The 14,348-nt window shown below is 58.8% G+C and carries 14 protein-coding genes; 4 read left to right on the top strand and 10 right to left on the bottom strand.

Annotation, left to right across the window (positions count from 1 at the left end; all coding sequences use genetic code 11):
- The first annotated feature begins 49 nt into the window (after positions 1-49).
- Positions 50-973 (top strand): substrate-binding domain-containing protein, encoded by a 924-nt coding sequence (locus ASD54_RS23435; RefSeq protein WP_244484842.1) that lies wholly within the window; start codon positions 50-52, stop codon positions 971-973.
- A gap of 48 nt (positions 974-1,021) precedes the next feature.
- On the opposite strand, the gene ASD54_RS23430 is transcribed toward ASD54_RS23435, so the two are convergent.
- Positions 1,022-1,945, bottom strand: a complete 924-nt coding sequence (locus tag ASD54_RS23430; protein WP_062557007.1) for a hydrogen peroxide-inducible genes activator — start codon at positions 1,943-1,945, stop codon at positions 1,022-1,024.
- Positions 1,946-2,111: 166 nt separating this feature from the next.
- Here ASD54_RS23430 and katG point away from each other — a divergent pair, with 166 nt between their 5' ends.
- On the top strand, positions 2,112-4,289 hold the full coding sequence (katG, locus tag ASD54_RS23425) for a catalase/peroxidase HPI (protein WP_062557006.1): 2,178 nt from the start codon (positions 2,112-2,114) through the stop codon (positions 4,287-4,289).
- Positions 4,290-4,447: 158 nt separating this feature from the next.
- Here katG and ASD54_RS23420 read toward each other — a convergent pair whose 3' ends face one another.
- On the bottom strand, positions 4,448-5,185 hold the full coding sequence (locus ASD54_RS23420; protein WP_062557005.1) for a GntR family transcriptional regulator: 738 nt from the start codon (positions 5,183-5,185) through the stop codon (positions 4,448-4,450).
- Positions 5,186-5,328: 143 nt separating this feature from the next.
- Between ASD54_RS23420 and ASD54_RS23415 the strand changes: the two genes are divergently transcribed.
- A complete protein-coding gene (locus ASD54_RS23415) occupies positions 5,329-6,297 on the top strand; it encodes a tripartite tricarboxylate transporter substrate-binding protein (protein WP_062557004.1) in 969 nt (322 codons plus the stop codon).
- Between the two features lie 86 nt (positions 6,298-6,383).
- Positions 6,384-7,460, top strand: a complete 1,077-nt coding sequence (locus ASD54_RS23410; protein WP_062557003.1) for a tartrate dehydrogenase — start codon at positions 6,384-6,386, stop codon at positions 7,458-7,460.
- 26 nt (positions 7,461-7,486) lie between these two features.
- Here the strand turns inward: ASD54_RS23410 and ASD54_RS23405 are convergent, their stop codons facing one another.
- The 8 genes from ASD54_RS23405 to ASD54_RS23370 form a co-directional block, all read right to left on the bottom strand.
- Positions 7,487-8,170 carry an ABC transporter ATP-binding protein gene (locus ASD54_RS23405; protein WP_062557002.1) on the bottom strand — a complete coding sequence of 228 codons (684 nt, stop codon included), beginning with the start codon at positions 8,168-8,170 and terminating at the stop codon, positions 7,487-7,489.
- Positions 8,170-8,922: an ABC transporter ATP-binding protein gene (locus tag ASD54_RS23400; protein WP_062557001.1), complete on the bottom strand. Its 753-nt coding sequence runs from the start codon at positions 8,920-8,922 to the stop codon at positions 8,170-8,172. The genes ASD54_RS23405 and ASD54_RS23400 overlap by 1 nt, the downstream gene beginning before the upstream one ends.
- A complete protein-coding gene (locus ASD54_RS23395) occupies positions 8,915-9,886 on the bottom strand; it encodes a branched-chain amino acid ABC transporter permease (RefSeq protein WP_062557000.1) in 972 nt (323 codons plus the stop codon). Before ASD54_RS23395 ends, ASD54_RS23400 begins: the two co-directional genes overlap by 8 nt.
- Positions 9,887-9,898: 12 nt before the next feature.
- Complete coding sequence (locus ASD54_RS23390; RefSeq protein WP_062556999.1) at positions 9,899-10,819, bottom strand: branched-chain amino acid ABC transporter permease; 921 nt, start codon at positions 10,817-10,819, stop codon at positions 9,899-9,901.
- Between the two features lie 13 nt (positions 10,820-10,832).
- Complete coding sequence (locus tag ASD54_RS23385; RefSeq protein ID WP_062556998.1) at positions 10,833-11,969, bottom strand: ABC transporter substrate-binding protein; 1,137 nt, start codon at positions 11,967-11,969, stop codon at positions 10,833-10,835.
- Positions 11,970-12,244: 275 nt separating this feature from the next.
- A complete protein-coding gene (locus ASD54_RS23380) occupies positions 12,245-13,030 on the bottom strand; it encodes a glucose 1-dehydrogenase (RefSeq protein WP_062556997.1) in 786 nt (261 codons plus the stop codon).
- A 2-nt stretch (positions 13,031-13,032) separates the two neighbouring features.
- Entirely contained in the window at positions 13,033-13,881 is an 849-nt protein-coding gene (locus tag ASD54_RS23375) for a fumarylacetoacetate hydrolase family protein (protein ID WP_062556996.1), read from the bottom strand.
- Positions 13,881-14,306, bottom strand: a complete 426-nt coding sequence (locus tag ASD54_RS23370) for a cupin domain-containing protein (protein WP_062556995.1) — start codon at positions 14,304-14,306, stop codon at positions 13,881-13,883. The genes ASD54_RS23375 and ASD54_RS23370 overlap by 1 nt, the downstream gene beginning before the upstream one ends.
- Positions 14,307-14,348 lie beyond the last annotated feature (42 nt).

Raw genomic sequence — 14,348 nt, 5'->3', positions numbered from 1 at the left:
CCCATCACCATCTTGGGAGGAAGAGATGAAAAGAATGATTGGCCTCGCCATGGCCGTGGCGGGAATGGTAGCGGCTGCCCAGGCGGTTGCTGCTGACACGAAAACGATCGGCGTATCGATCCCGGCTGCGGATCACGGCTGGACTGCTGGCGTTGTCTATCACGCCAACCGTGTCGCGGACCTTCTTATGAAGGAACATCCGGGTCTCAAGGTCGTGGTCAAGACGTCGCCGGATCCTGCCAGCCAGGCAAATGCGCTGCAGGATCTGGAGGTGCAGGGCATCGATGCGCTGGTCATTCTGCCGACGGATCCGGATCCGCTGGTCAACGCTATCAAGGAAGTGAAGAAGAAGGGAACCTTCGTCTCCATCGTCGACCGCGCCCCGTCCACCAATGACAATTCCGTCCGCGATCTCTATGTTGCGGGCAATAACCCGGCGCTGGGTCAGGTGGCAGGCGAATATATCAAGGCGAATACGCCCGAAGCGCAGGTGGTCGTAATCCGCGGTCTGCCGATCCCGATCGATCAGCAGCGTCAGGACGGTTTCGACAAGGGCATCGCCGGCTCGAAGCTCAAGATTCTGGATCGCCAGTTCGGCAACTGGAACCGCGACGATGCCTTCCGCGTCATGCAGGACTATCTCACCAAGTATCCCAAGATCGATGTGGTCTGGTGTCAGGATGACGATATGGCTGTGGGCGTCCTTCAGGCCATCGAGCAGGCAAAGCGCACCGACATCAAATACATTATCGGCGGTGCGGGTTCGAAGGACATGATCAAGAAGGTCATGGACGGCGACAAGATGATGCCGGTGAACGTGCTGTATCCGCCGTCGATGGTTGGCACTGCGATGGAACTGACGGCTGCCGCCATCTACGATCAGGTTCCTGTTCACGGCACCTATACGCTGGATGCGACATTGATCACGAAGGATAACGCTAAGAACTACTACTTCCCGAATTCGCCGTTCTGATCCGGCTGCAATCGAGTGTGAGGTCCCGCTCCTCAGGGTGCGGGGCTTTCACGCGCTGGTTAACTTCTCACTGCAGTTCTGCCTGTTGACGCCAAGATCGCGAATGATTTCGATGATCTGGCCGAACTGTGCGGCCAACGGGTTCGAATGACGCCATACGATGCCGATCGTGCGGGTCGGCTTGGGATCAGCGAGATGCGACACGGCGACGTTTGCCCGATGCGCCTCGATATCGATGGCCATGCGAGGGATCAGGGTTACGCCTATTCCCGCTCCAACCATTTGCACGAGGGTGGAAAGCGAGCTCCCTTCCATCAGGTCGCGCGGCGGCGCACTTGATATGTTGCAGAAGGAGAGGGCCTGCTCGCGGAAGCAATGTCCTTCCTCAAGCAGCAGCAGCCGCATCTGCTTCAGCATGTCGGCACTTGGTACCGGCTTCCCGGCATCTTCTATCGGTCTCACCAGAACGAACTCCTCTTCGAACAGAGGAACTTCCTCAAGCGAGGGTTCAGAAACAGGCAGAGCGACGATGGCCACGTCCAGCTTGCCGTCGACCAGATCCTCGATCAGCTTTTGCGTAATCGCTTCCCTTGGCCGCGCATCCACCAGAGGATAGCGGGCAGCAATGGACTTCATCAGTTCCGGCAAAAGATACGGCGCGACAGTCGGTATGACGCCAATCCGCAGCCGTCCGCTCAAGGGTCCCTTGGTCGAACGGGCAAGATCTGCAAGTTCATCCACAGACCGCAAGATCTCGCTTGCCCGCTCGGCAAAAACTTCGCCCAAACCTGTCAGATGGATCTGGCGTCGCCCGCGTTCCACCAGAGGCGCTCCGATCAGTTCCTCCAACTCCTTGATCTGCACGGAAAGCGCCGGTTGGGAGATTGAACAATCTTCCGCCGCCCGACCAAAGTGACGGTGTCGAGCGAGCGATTCAAAATATCGCAAATGCTTCATCGAGAGGCCATTCATAACCTCAGCATATCGAACCGTTAGGAATATACAATTGGAAACTATGGAACTCGTCTGCTAGGCCTCTGCCGTGATGAATTGAAACGAAGAACAAGTTATTTTCACACTGCATTGATATCACCTGCCAGTTTACTGAATGAGAACAAACAGATCGTCGGAGAACCTCATGGACGCGCATAAAACGAACTCAGCCGGCAAATGTCCCGTTATGCACGGTGGCAACACCGTTTCTGGCCAATCAACTGTCGCCTGGTGGCCGAACGCCCTCAATCTCGACATCCTGCATCAGCACGATGCCAAGACGAACCCTCTCGACAAGGGTTTCAACTATCGCGAAGCGGTCAAGTCTCTCGACGCCGCGGCTCTAAAGGCCGATATGAAAGCTCTGCTGCGCGACAGCCAGGAGTGGTGGCCGGCAGACTGGGGCCACTACGGCGGCCTGATGATCCGTCTCGCATGGCATTCCGCAGGTTCCTACCGTCTGGCCGATGGCCGCGGGGGTGGTGGCTCCGGCAACATTCGTTTTGCACCGCTGAATTCCTGGCCGGACAATGCCAGCCTCGACAAGGCACGCCGCCTCCTGTGGCCGCTGAAGAAGAAGTATGGCAACAAGATTTCCTGGGCCGACCTCATTCTCTTCGCAGGCACCGTTGCCTATGAAGACATGGGCTTGAAGACCTTCGGCTTCTCCTTCGGTCGCCCGGACATCTGGGGTCCGGAAAAGGACGTGTATTGGGGCGCGGAAAAGGAATGGCTGGCGCCGTCCGACACGCGCTACGATGATGTCACCAAGCCGAACACGATGGAAAATCCGCTTGCCGCCGTGCAGATGGGTCTTATCTACGTCAACCCGGAAGGTGTGAACGGCAATCCGGATCCGCTGGCAACCGCTGCCCAGATCCGCGAGACTTTCGCTCGCATGGCGATGAATGACGAAGAAACCGCAGCCCTGACCGCTGGCGGCCACACGGTCGGGAAGGCGCACGGCAATGGTCTCGCGCAGGAACTCGGTCCTGAGCCGGAAGCTGCTGGCATCGAAAACCAGGGCTTCGGCTGGACCAATCCGCACCAGAACGGCAAGGCGAGCCTTGCAGTCACCTCCGGCATCGAAGGTGCATGGACCACGAATCCAACCGTGTTCGACATGGGCTATTTCCAGCTTCTGTTCGGTTATGACTGGGAACTGACGAAGAGCCCGGCCGGTGCCCATCAGTGGCAGCCGATCGGCATCAAGGAAGAGGACAAGCCGGTTGACGCCAGCGATCCGTCCATCCGTCGCATGCCGATGATGACTGACGCCGACATGGCCATGAAGGTCGATCCGACCTACCGCGCCATCTGCGAAAAGTTCATGGCGAATCCGGACTACTTCAACGACACCTTTGCCCGCGCATGGTTCAAGCTTACGCACCGCGATCTCGGCCCCCGCGTTCGCTACATCGGCCCGGAAGCTCCGACCGAAGATCTGATCTGGCAGGATCCAATTCCGGCTGGCACGACGGGTTATAACGTCGATGCGGTCAAGGCGAAGATTGCAGCATCCGGCCTGTCCACCGCCGAACTGGTCGCAACCGCATGGGACAGCGCCCGCACCTTCCGTGGTTCGGACCTTCGCGGCGGTGCCAACGGTGCCCGCATCCGCCTTGCCCCGCAGAAAGATTGGGAAGGCAATGAGCCTGCCCGACTTGCGAAGGTTCTGGCCGTTCTGCAGCCTATCGCTGCCGAATTCGGTGCGAGCCTTGCCGATGTCATCGTCCTCGGCGGTAATCTCGGTGTTGAGCAGGCTGCAAAGGCTGCCGGCTTCAATGTGAACGTTCCGTTCGCCCCGGGTCGTGGCGATGCCACGGCAGAGCAGACCGATGCGGCCAGCTTCTCGGTTCTGGAGCCTCTTGCCGATGGCTTCCGCAACTGGGCCAAGAAGGATTATGTCGTCAGCCCGGAAGAAATGCTTCTGGACCGCGCCCAGTTGATGGGCCTCACCGGTCCGGAAACCACGGTTCTGCTCGGCGGCTTGCGTGTGCTCGGCACCAATTACGGTGGCAGCAAGCACGGCGTGTTCACGGATCGCGAAGGCCAGCTCACCAACGACTTCTTCGTCAACCTGACGGACATGAAGTTCACATGGAAGCCGACCGGCAAGAACTCCTACGACATCGTCGATCGCAAGACCGGCGTTACCAAGTACACGGCAACACGCGTGGATCTGGTGTTCGGTTCCAACTCCATCCTGCGTGCCTATGCGGAAGTCTATGCGCAGGACGATGCACAGGAGAAGTTCGTGGCTGATTTCGTCGCAGCCTGGACGAAGGTCATGAACGCGGATCGCTTCGATCTCGCTGCCTGATTGAACCAGCCTCCCTAAACGAAGGGGCTCGCTGAAAGGCGGGCCCCTTTTTGTTCTAGAGCGTGTCGCGATCTTTCAGATACGCTCCTGGCGCTCTATTTCTCTACTTTTCGCATGTCGTTATCGCAAAACCGCTGCACACTTTTGCGCGACATGCTTTAAAGATTGCGTAGATTGAGCCGCCGGATCAGAGGGATGAGTTGATCCTTCGCCTTCTGTCGGTGCAGTCGCGCTGCAGTACTTGCACCCTCCACGTCACCCTGTTGAATAGCGGTGATGATCAATGCGTGCTCGTCTGCGGAACTGGCTGGCAGTGGACGAAGGTTGAGGGTCAACATGCGCGTTCGGTGCAATTGATCGGCCACGGTTCCGGCCATGCGGATCAGCCGTTTGTTCCGGCTGCCCAGCAGCAGTTGCTCATGGAATGTCTCGTCTGCGGAGGCCCACACCACGAGATCCTTTGCACTGATCGCGACGCCCATTGCGTTTGTGGACGCGGTGAGGGCCGCAACGCATGCCTGGCGATCCTCGTCCGCAAGACTTGCAATCTTTCCTGCTGCAGCACCTTCCAGCGCCATCGTGATCTCATAGATCTCTTCGATGTCTTCCGGTGCAAGCGGGCAAATGAGAATTCCCTTGCGGGCCAGGATCTTCACGAGGCCATCTTCCTGCAGGCGTGCCATTGCCTCATGAACTGGCGTGCGGCTCATCCCAAGCTGGCGCGCAATTTCAATCTCCGCCGCCTGATAGCCAGGTGGGAATGTGTTGTTCCGGATGGCGGATTTGATTGCCTGGTAAGCCGCGTCCACTCGGCCTTGCGGAGCCGATTCCAGGTCTGGTTCTGTACCTTCGGTCTCTCGGGGATTGATCCGGGGATGCTGTTCGCTCTGTGCCATGTGCCTCCTGCCAAGATTGTTGAAGCTATAGCGCAGCCAGCCCCCGTTGACAAACGCAGCGCAAGCTGGAATTCTAACTTGCATGCAAGATTGCATGGTACAGCCGATGTGGAGGCGTCGGTTGGTTTCGGGAGGAGACCATCATGAAGACAGCGCGGATTGCATGTGCGACGTTGAGTTTTTTTGGCGCCATGAGTGCCCAAACTTTTGCGCAGGACAAATTTCCATCGAAAACGATCACGCTCATGGTCCCTGCAGCAGCCGGCGGGCCGAGCGACACGGTGGCAAGGCTTGTGGCTCAGTCCATGTCGAAGACGCTTGGACAACAGATCATCATAGAGAATATGGGCGGGGCCGGTGGATCTCTTGGGACGGCTTCGGTGGCGCAATCGGAACCGGATGGCTACCGCATCGTGCTGTACCACATCGGCGTTGCGACGTTTTCGGCGCTCTATCCCAATCTGCCCTTCAAGCCGGAAGAGCTGACGAGTGTCGGCCTTGTGACAGAGGTGCCCATGACGGTCGTCGCCCGTAAGGATTATCCGGCGAAGACCCTTGCCGAGCTGCTTGCCGGGTTGAAGAAGGATGCGGAAGCAGTAACATTCGGCACTGCCGGAACAGGCGCGGTATCTGATCTCTGTGGTCGCCTGATCCAGGATGCCGTCGGCGCAAAAATGACGGTCGTTCCCTATAAGGGCATGGGGCCGGCAATGACAGACCTGATCGGAGGTCGTATCGATCTTGCCTGCGATCAGACCACGAATACGGCGACGCAGATCAAGGCCAATGAAATCAAGGCTTTCGCCGTGACCACAGCGAAACGGATATCGTTGTTCCCGGATCTGCCCACCGTGAGTGAAAGCGGTATACAGGGGTTCGAACTGAGTGCGTGGCATGCGATCTGGGCACCTAAGGGAACGCCGGAACCCATCCGAAAGACATTGTCAGATGCGTTGAAGACCGCGCTCAAGGATCCCGTTGTCATCGAGCGCTTTGCCACATTGGGCACAGCGCCCGTGGCGGAAGATCAGGCAACACCAGCGGCGCTCGACGCCAAGTTCAAGTCTGAGATCCAGAGATTGAGTGCCTTGATTGCAAAGTCATCCAAATAAACGCGAGAGCCGGGATATAGTTTGTCCCGGCATCGCTGATCTTCACGCGGCGGGATCTGCCGTAAACACTGCTGAACGAGACGCACATGAGAGACTACAAGATTGCCGCCATTCCGGCGGATGGAATTGGCCCCGAGGTCATTGCGGCCGGACTGCAGGTTCTGGAGGCGCTGGAAAAACGCAGCGGTGATTTTCGCATCCATGCGCAGAGCTTCGAATGGGGTTCCGACTATTACAAGCGCCACGGCGTCATGATGCCAGCGGACGGCCTTGAAACGCTGAAAGGTTTCGATGCCATATTCTTCGGAGCCGTCGGCGCGCCGGACGTGCCGGATCACGTAACCCTCTGGGGCTTACGTCTGCCGATTTGTCAGGGTTTCGACCAATATGCCAATGTGCGGCCGACAAAAATTCTCCCTGGCATAACGCCACCCTTGCGCAATTGCGGTCCCGGAGACCTTGACTGGGTGATCGTGCGCGAGAATTCGGAAGGGGAATATTCCGGCCATGGCGGCCGCGCCCATCGCGGCCTGCCGGAAGAGGTCGGAACGGAAGTCGCCATCTTCACCCGCGTCGGCGTTACCCGCATCATGCGCTATGCGTTCAAACTGGCGCAGGCGCGACCGCGCAAGCTTCTGACCGTCGTGACCAAATCCAATGCCCAGCGGCATGGCATGGTGATGTGGGATGAAATCGCAGCCGAGGTTTCCAAGGAATTCCCTGATGTGACCTGGGACAAGATGCTGGTTGATGCGATGACAGTTCGCATGACCCTCAATCCAAAAAGCCTAGACACGATCGTCGCGACCAATCTGCATGCGGATATCCTGTCGGATCTTGCAGGAGCTCTTGCGGGAAGCCTTGGCGTCGCGCCAACGGCCAATATCGATCCTGAGCGGCGCTACCCCTCGATGTTCGAACCAATCCACGGATCTGCGTTCGACATAACGGGCAAGGGTATTGCCAATCCGGTCGCTACTTTCTGGACTGCGGCGCAAATGCTGGAGCATCTGGGAGAAAAAGAAGCCGCATCCCGGCTGATGGCAGCCGTCGAGCGGGTGACCGGTGCTGGCATCCTGACCCCGGATGTTGGTGGCACGGCCAATACAGCCGAGGTTACCCGGGCGGTGTGCGAAGCCATCGCAGGGTCGAATATTCTTTAAAGAACTCGTCCGAATATCTGGGGGTATCAAACCCCCAGATAGCGATCCTGCAGGTCGGCGGTCAGCGCATCCGGCGCGCCTGTCCAGACCGTCTTGCCATTCTCCAGCACGATGCAACGATCAGCCACCGGAAGCAGTTCGGACAGCGTCTTGTCGACCACGAGAATGGAAAGGCCATCTGCCTTCAATGTGCGGATGGCCCGCCAGATATCCTGCCGGATGACCGGCGCCAGACCTTCTGTCGCTTCATCGAGGATCAGCAGGCGCGGATTGGTCATCAGTGCGCGCCCAACCGCCAGCATCTGCTGTTCGCCACCGGAAAGCGACCGCGCAAGCTGGTTTTTCCGCTCTTCGAGCCGCGGAAACAGCGTCGAGATGCGCTCAAGGGTCCACGGCCCCGGGCGCGCCGCCGTAACCAGATTTTCGTAGACGGTGAGGTTGGGGAAGCAACGTCTTCCTTCCGGCACCAGGCCGATCCCCAGTCTTGCGACCTTGTGTGTCGGCATGGCGCGGGTGGTAACGCCACCAAAAGCAATAATGCCCTCGCGTGGCGGGACGAGGTTGCAGATTGCCTTTATGGTGGTGGATTTGCCCATGCCGTTGCGCCCCATGAGCGCCACCACCTCTCCCTCTGAAAGCGAAAGATTGACACCGAACAGTGCCTGGCTCGAACCGTAGAAGGCCGTAATCTCCTGAACATCCAGCAGCATCAGGCATGATCTCCCAGATAGGCGGTACGCACGGTTGGATCGTTGCGGATCTGATCGACCGTGCCTGTCGCGATGATGCGTCCGTAGACGAGAACGGAAATCCGGTCCGCCAGCGCATAAACCGCATCCATGTCGTGCTCCACCAGAAGAATAGGGGCTTCGCGCCGCAAACCATCCAGGAAACGGGTCAGTGTCTTGGAACCTTCAGGTCCCATTCCGGCCATGGGCTCATCCAGCAGGAAGGCGCGCACATCGAGCGCCAGCGCAACTGCGATTTCGAGTTGCCGCTTTTCCCCATGGGAAAGTTCGGCAGCCGGAACATGGGCGCGATCGGCGAGACCCACACGAGACAAGCGCTCCATTGCGGCCTCTGTCAGGGACTTGTCCTTCATCACAGGTTTGAAGAAGTGGAAGCTCGAGCCTTGCTGTGCCTGCACCGCCAGCATCACGTTGCGCAGCGTGGAAAACTCTCCCGCGAGCGACGAGATCTGAAACGTGCGCCCCAGACCGAGACGGGCGCGATCGGCCACACTCAAACTGCTGACATCCTGACCGCCGAGATGGATCGTGCCTTTGTCCTGTCTCAGCGTGCCGCAGATCTGGTGAATGAGCGTGGATTTGCCAGCCCCGTTCGGACCGATGAGCGCATGGATCTCACCGGGTCGCAGCGTCAGGCTCACATTGTCTGTAGCCTTCAACGCACCGAAGCTTTTCTCAAGGCCGTTGATTTCAAGAACAGCATTCTCAGCCATGACGTGCCTTTCCGGCCAGAAGACCCATGACCCCGCCGCGCGCGAACAGGACGACGGCGAGCAGAATGAGACCGAGGAAGAACTGCCAGCGCTCGGTCATGCCGCCCAGCACGAATTCCAGGATGACATAGAGAGCGGTACCGGCAAGCGGCCCGAACAGCCGGCCCGTTCCACCCAGAATGATCAGCACGATCAGTTCGCCGGACATGTGCCAGGAGAACATGGACGGGCTGACGAAGCGGTTGAGGTCCGCATAGAGAGCACCGGCGAGCGCGGTGATCATGGCAGACAGCACGAAGGCCGTCAGGCGGATGGGGAAGGGCTTGATGCCGATGGAGGCAACGCGGACATCGTTCTGCCGCACGGCCTGCAAGGCTGCACCGAAGCGGGATGAGCGCATCAATGAAAACAGGCCGAGCGTCAGCATCAGCAGACCATAGGCCACCAGGAAAAACTCCATCGGGCGCATGGTATTCAAGCCGGGAAACCCGTTGCGCACGGCAATCGACAGGCCGTCTTCGCCGCCATAGGCTGGCCAGGAGATCGCGAAGTAAAAGATCATCTGCGCAAAGGCGAGCGTAATCATGATGAAGTAGACGCCGGACGTTCTGAGGCTGACGACGCCGATTCCAAGCCCTATGAGACCGGCAACGACGGCTGCGACCAGCCAGATGACCGGCATGGATTGCGACCCCTCGAAGCCGAACATCATCGGTTCACCGGACAGCGCGTGGGCAGACAGAATGCCTGCGGCATAGCCGCCAATCCCGAAGAAGGCCGCATGCCCGAAGGAAACGAGCCCGCCGAGGCCAAGGGCAAGATTGAGCCCGGTGGCGGCCAGTGCCAGAATGGCAATGCGTGTTGCCAGCGTGATGGTGAAGGTCTGGCCCATTTGCAGCGCGATGATGGGCACGGCAAGCAGCGCCAGCGCCATGGCTGCGTTTATTGAAACCTCGCGATTCATCAACTTATGTCCTCACGCCTGAGCCGGAAAAAGGCCGCGCGGTTTGACTGCCAGAATGAAGGCCATGACCAGATAGATCAGCATGGATGCGATGGCCGCTCCCATGGGCTTGGCGTCGGCAGGTGATACGAAAAGGGTCAATATCTGCGGCAGCAGGAAGCGCCCCATCGTATCTACAACACCGACAGTCAGCGCGCCGACGAAAGCGCCCTTGATGGAGCCTATGCCGCCGATGATGATGACCACGAAAGCAAGGATCAGAACCGGTTCGCCCATGCCGACCTGGACCGACTGGATAGCCCCCACCATGGCACCCGCAAGTCCGGCCAGTGCCGCACCCAGTGCAAAGACCAGCGTGTAGAGCGTACGAATGTCGACACCGAGAGCCGCAATCATTTCCCTGTCGCTTTCACCGGCACGAATGCGCATTCCGAGCCGGGTGCGCGAGATCAGCAGGTAGAGACCTCCAGCCACAAGAGCGCCCGTGACGATAATGGCGAGCCGATAGAGTGGATATTGCGCGCCGCCAGGCAGAGAAACAGCGCCTTGCAGAAGTGGTGGTATGTCGAGATAGAGCGGAAATGACCCGAACAGCCAGCGCGTTCCTTCCGAAAAGATAAGGATGAGTGCGTAAGTCGCCAGCACCTGTTCCAGATGGTCCCGATTATAAAGCCTGCGGATGACGGTGATTTCCATCAGGGCACCAGCGCCCGCTGCAAAGGCAAGGCTTGCGGCAAGACCCAACCAGAACGAGCCGGTGGCTGCCGCCACGGCGGCGCAAGCAAATGCGCCGACCATGTAGAGCGAGCCATGGGCCAGGTTGATCAGGCCCATGACGCCGAAGACGAGAGTCAGCCCGGCCGCCATCAGAAACAGCATGAAACCGAGCTGAACGCCGTTCAGCAATTGCTCGAGGGCAAGTGCGAAGGTCACAAGTCTGCCCGCCTTACTTCTTGCATTCCTTGGCGTAGGCATCGCCGTGATCGGTGAAGATCTTCTCGACGGTCTTGTTGGTCAGCACGCCATTTTCCTTCACCACCTCGGTCACATAGATATCCTGGATCGGGTGACGATTGGTGTTGAACTTGAAGTTGCCGCGTGGCGATTTGATATCGGCCGCATTCAGCGCTGCTGCAAACGCCTTGGCATCCTTCACGCTGGCCTTGGACGAGGCCGAGAGAATCAGCTGCGCCGCATCGAAAGCCTGCACGGCATAGATGGAGGGCAGGCGGCCATATTCCTTCTCGAAGGCTGGTACGAACGCCTTGTTCGCAGCGTTGTCCAGATCCTTAACCCACTGGCCGGACGCTTTTACGCCAAGCGCAGCATCGCCAATAGCGGGCAGCACGTCCTGGCTGAAGGAGAAGCCGGGGCCAATGATCGGTGTCTTCACGCCGGATTGCGCATACTGCTTCATGAAGGCGATGCCCATGCCGCCGGGAAGGAAGACGAACACCCCATCGGCACCGGATGCGCGTATCTGGGCGATTTCAGCGGCGTAATCCGTCTGGCCGACCTGAGTATAAACCTCGTTGGCAACAGTTCCCTTGTAGTAGCGCTTGAAGCCGGTCAGCGAATCCTTGCCCGCCGGATAGTTCGGCGCCATGATGAACATCTTCTTGTAGCCTTTGTTGGCATATTCGCCCATGGCTTCGTGAAGATTGTCGTTCTGGTAGGCGGCGTTGAAGTAGAGCGGATCGCACTTGGCACCGGCAAGCGCCGCAGGGGCTGCGTTGGTCGAGACGTAGAACTTGCCCTGCGCCACGACGCCCGGCTGAACGGCCATGAGAAGGTTCGACCAGACGATACCCGTCAGGACGTCAACATTTTCGCTCTGGATCATCTTGTCGGCAATCTGCACCGCAAGTTCCGGCTTCTGGGCATCATCCTCGGTGACGACGGTCACGTCCTTGCGGCCCGATTGCTTGATCGCGAGCATGAAGCCATCGCGCGTATCGACACCAAGTCCAGCGCCGCCGCCCGACAATGTCGTGATGAGGCCGATCTTGACCGGTTCAGCGGAAGCCATGCAGGCGCTGCCCAGCATCAATGCTGCAGTCGCAGCCAAAAGAGAAGTTTTCATCCGATGCACTCCGTTTTCTGTTGCTGTTCCCGATTATTGTTATTTTTCATTCGGTTCTTTGGAGAACCTTTATGCTCAACTGCGCTCACCAATGCAACCGCCCGGCACTTTGTTGTTTAAGCAGGTTGTCACAGGTCATTTCAGACCACAAGAATTATTTTAAGCTTAGAATAAATTCTTGGGCGTTGCTTGCGCCGTTGGCGACCAAGCGCATGAAAGCTTGCCGGGCGTTCCTCCGCCCGGTCACAAATTCACGATGTTTGGCCATGCTGGCCTTAAAATATGCCGGTCTCGACGGCGACCCGACGATAGGCGGCACCTGCGGTAAACCCGCCATCAATGACAAAGTCTTCGCCGGTGACGAAAGCGGAGCGTGACGAGGCGAGAAACAGAACCAGTTCCGCAATCTCCTCCGGAGCGCCCGAGCGCTTCATCGGCGTCATCTCGATCATCGGCTTCAAATGCGGGCTGCTGGCGTTGAGGCCGGTGACGACAAGGCCGGGGCAAACGGCGTTGACGCGAATGGCCTTGCCCGCCAGCTCCATGGCTGCACTCCTCGTCAGCCCACGCAGGCCCCATTTGCTGGCGGTGTAAGCCGGATCGTAATGACCGGAGAATGCGCTGTTGGAGGAAATATTGACGATGGAGCCACCGCCATTTTCCGCCATCAGATCGGTCACGGCACGGATGCCAAGAAAGGCACCGGTGAGGTTGACCTTCAGCAAACGTTCCCAGGCTTCAAGCTCTGTAGAGGCAACCGTCGAGCGATTGATGATCCCGGCATTGTTGACGAGGATATCAAGACGGCCCTGCCATTCGCGGGCAAGATCGACAACCTTTGCCCAGCTTTCCGGACTTGTCACATCATGTGCCAGGAACCGCGCCTGATGACCTTCCTCGGTGAGCGTTTTCTCCAAAGCTTCACCTTCCGCCGTCAGCACATCTGCGATGATGACGGCGGCGCCGTGAGACGCGAAGAGGCGGGCTTCCGCCTCACCCTGTCCGCGCGCGCCACCGGTGACAATGGCCAATTTGCCGGCAAGTTCTCCCTGTGACGTCATGGTCAGGCCCTCGCTTCGACAGTGGTCTGCTTCTGTTCGCCCAGACCCTCAATGCCAAGCGTCATGACTTGGCCGGCTCTCAGAAACACCGGTTCCGGCTTGATGCCCATGCCGACGCCGGGCGGCGTGCCGGTCGCGATGATATCGCCCGGCTCCAGTGTCATGAACTGGCTGATATAGCTGACGAGGTGGGCGACACCGAAGATCATCGTGTTGGTATTGCCGGTCTGGCGGCGCACGCCATCCACATCCAGCCACAGCGACAGGTTCTGCGGATCCGCTACCTCATCGCGAGTGACAAGCCATGGGCCGATCGGCCCGAAAGTGTCGTGGCTCTTGCCCTTGGTCCATTGCCCGCCGCGCTCTGACTGGAAAGCGCGCTCAGAAACATCATTGACGACGCAATAGCCTGCCACGTGGTTGAGCGCTTGAGACTCGGCCACGTATTTTGCACGGGTCCCGATTACGACGCCAAGTTCGACCTCCCAGTCGGTCTTCAACGACCCGCGCGGGATTTCCACATCGTCATTCGGACCGACGACGGCATTCGTCGCCTTCATGAACAGGATCGGCTCTTCCGGCGGTGCCTTTCCGGTTTCCTTTGCGTGGTCGGCATAGTTCAGGCCGACGCAGATGAACTTGCCCGGACGGACAACGCAAGCGCCAATGCGCTGCGGGTCAACCACCGGCAGGGTTGAAAGATCGGTCTGACGGAGGCGGTCGAGTGATGCGTCCGACAGCGCCTCTCCACCGAGATCGCTGAGCATGCCGGAGAGATCGCGGATCTTGCCCTCGGCGTCGAGAATGGCAGGCTTTTCGGCGCCTGCCGGTCCATGGCGAAGGAGTTTCATCAGGCCCGCCGATATCCAACCAGAACACTGTCGTCCACATCCGGAAGATTGACCACGATGTTATCCGGCGTGCGGGTTGTGAGCCACACCAGTTCCTCGGTCGTGGACATATTGACCTCGATATGCGGCCAGTTCGGCGGCACGAAGATGAAGTCGCCTTCTTCCATGTCGATGAATTCCTGCCAGTTCTCGCCGAAATAGATGCGGCCCTTGCCCTTCAGCACATAGCCGCCGGTTTCGGCTTCGCCATGGTGGTGGGGATAGGAGCGATAGCCCGGTTCGTTGGAAACCTTGCCGAACCAGATCTTGGTCGCCGGGGTGTGCTGCGGGCTGACGCCGGAAATACGCACACATCCGCCGGACTGGCCGGTTCCGGTATCTTCCTGACCCTTGCGGGTCACGACGGGCATAACCTTGTTGCTCATGAAATCCTCCTCTAGAACCTGTGTAGATGGCTAGATGTCTAG

The sequence above is a fragment of the Rhizobium sp. Root149 genome, from assembly GCF_001427345.1.
GTDB lineage: Bacteria > Pseudomonadota > Alphaproteobacteria > Rhizobiales > Rhizobiaceae > Neorhizobium > Neorhizobium rhizoryzae.
Note: the sequence above shows the minus strand (reverse complement) of the source record. Positions and strands in the feature narration are given on the sequence as shown.

Excerpts from the sequence above, each read along its gene's own strand:
- ASD54_RS23435 (WP_244484842.1), top strand. The coding sequence starts at position 50 with ATGGCCGTGGCGGGAATGGTAGCGGCTGCCCAGGCGGTTGCTGCTGAC.
- ASD54_RS23430 (WP_062557007.1), bottom strand. The coding sequence starts at position 1,945 with ATGAATGGCCTCTCGATGAAGCATTTGCGATATTTTGAATCGCTCGCT.
- katG (WP_062557006.1), top strand. The coding sequence starts at position 2,112 with ATGGACGCGCATAAAACGAACTCAGCCGGCAAATGTCCCGTTATGCAC.
- ASD54_RS23420 (WP_062557005.1), bottom strand. The coding sequence starts at position 5,185 with ATGGCACAGAGCGAACAGCATCCCCGGATCAATCCCCGAGAGACCGAA.
- ASD54_RS23415 (WP_062557004.1), top strand. The coding sequence starts at position 5,329 with ATGAAGACAGCGCGGATTGCATGTGCGACGTTGAGTTTTTTTGGCGCC.
- ASD54_RS23410 (WP_062557003.1), top strand. The coding sequence starts at position 6,384 with ATGAGAGACTACAAGATTGCCGCCATTCCGGCGGATGGAATTGGCCCC.
- ASD54_RS23405 (WP_062557002.1), bottom strand. The coding sequence starts at position 8,170 with ATGCTGCTGGATGTTCAGGAGATTACGGCCTTCTACGGTTCGAGCCAG.
- ASD54_RS23400 (WP_062557001.1), bottom strand. The coding sequence starts at position 8,922 with ATGGCTGAGAATGCTGTTCTTGAAATCAACGGCCTTGAGAAAAGCTTC.
- ASD54_RS23395 (WP_062557000.1), bottom strand. The coding sequence starts at position 9,886 with ATGAATCGCGAGGTTTCAATAAACGCAGCCATGGCGCTGGCGCTGCTT.
- ASD54_RS23385 (WP_062556998.1), bottom strand. The coding sequence starts at position 11,969 with ATGAAAACTTCTCTTTTGGCTGCGACTGCAGCATTGATGCTGGGCAGC.
- ASD54_RS23380 (WP_062556997.1), bottom strand. The coding sequence starts at position 13,030 with ATGACGTCACAGGGAGAACTTGCCGGCAAATTGGCCATTGTCACCGGT.
- ASD54_RS23375 (WP_062556996.1), bottom strand. The coding sequence starts at position 13,881 with ATGAAACTCCTTCGCCATGGACCGGCAGGCGCCGAAAAGCCTGCCATT.
- ASD54_RS23370 (WP_062556995.1), bottom strand. The coding sequence starts at position 14,306 with ATGAGCAACAAGGTTATGCCCGTCGTGACCCGCAAGGGTCAGGAAGAT.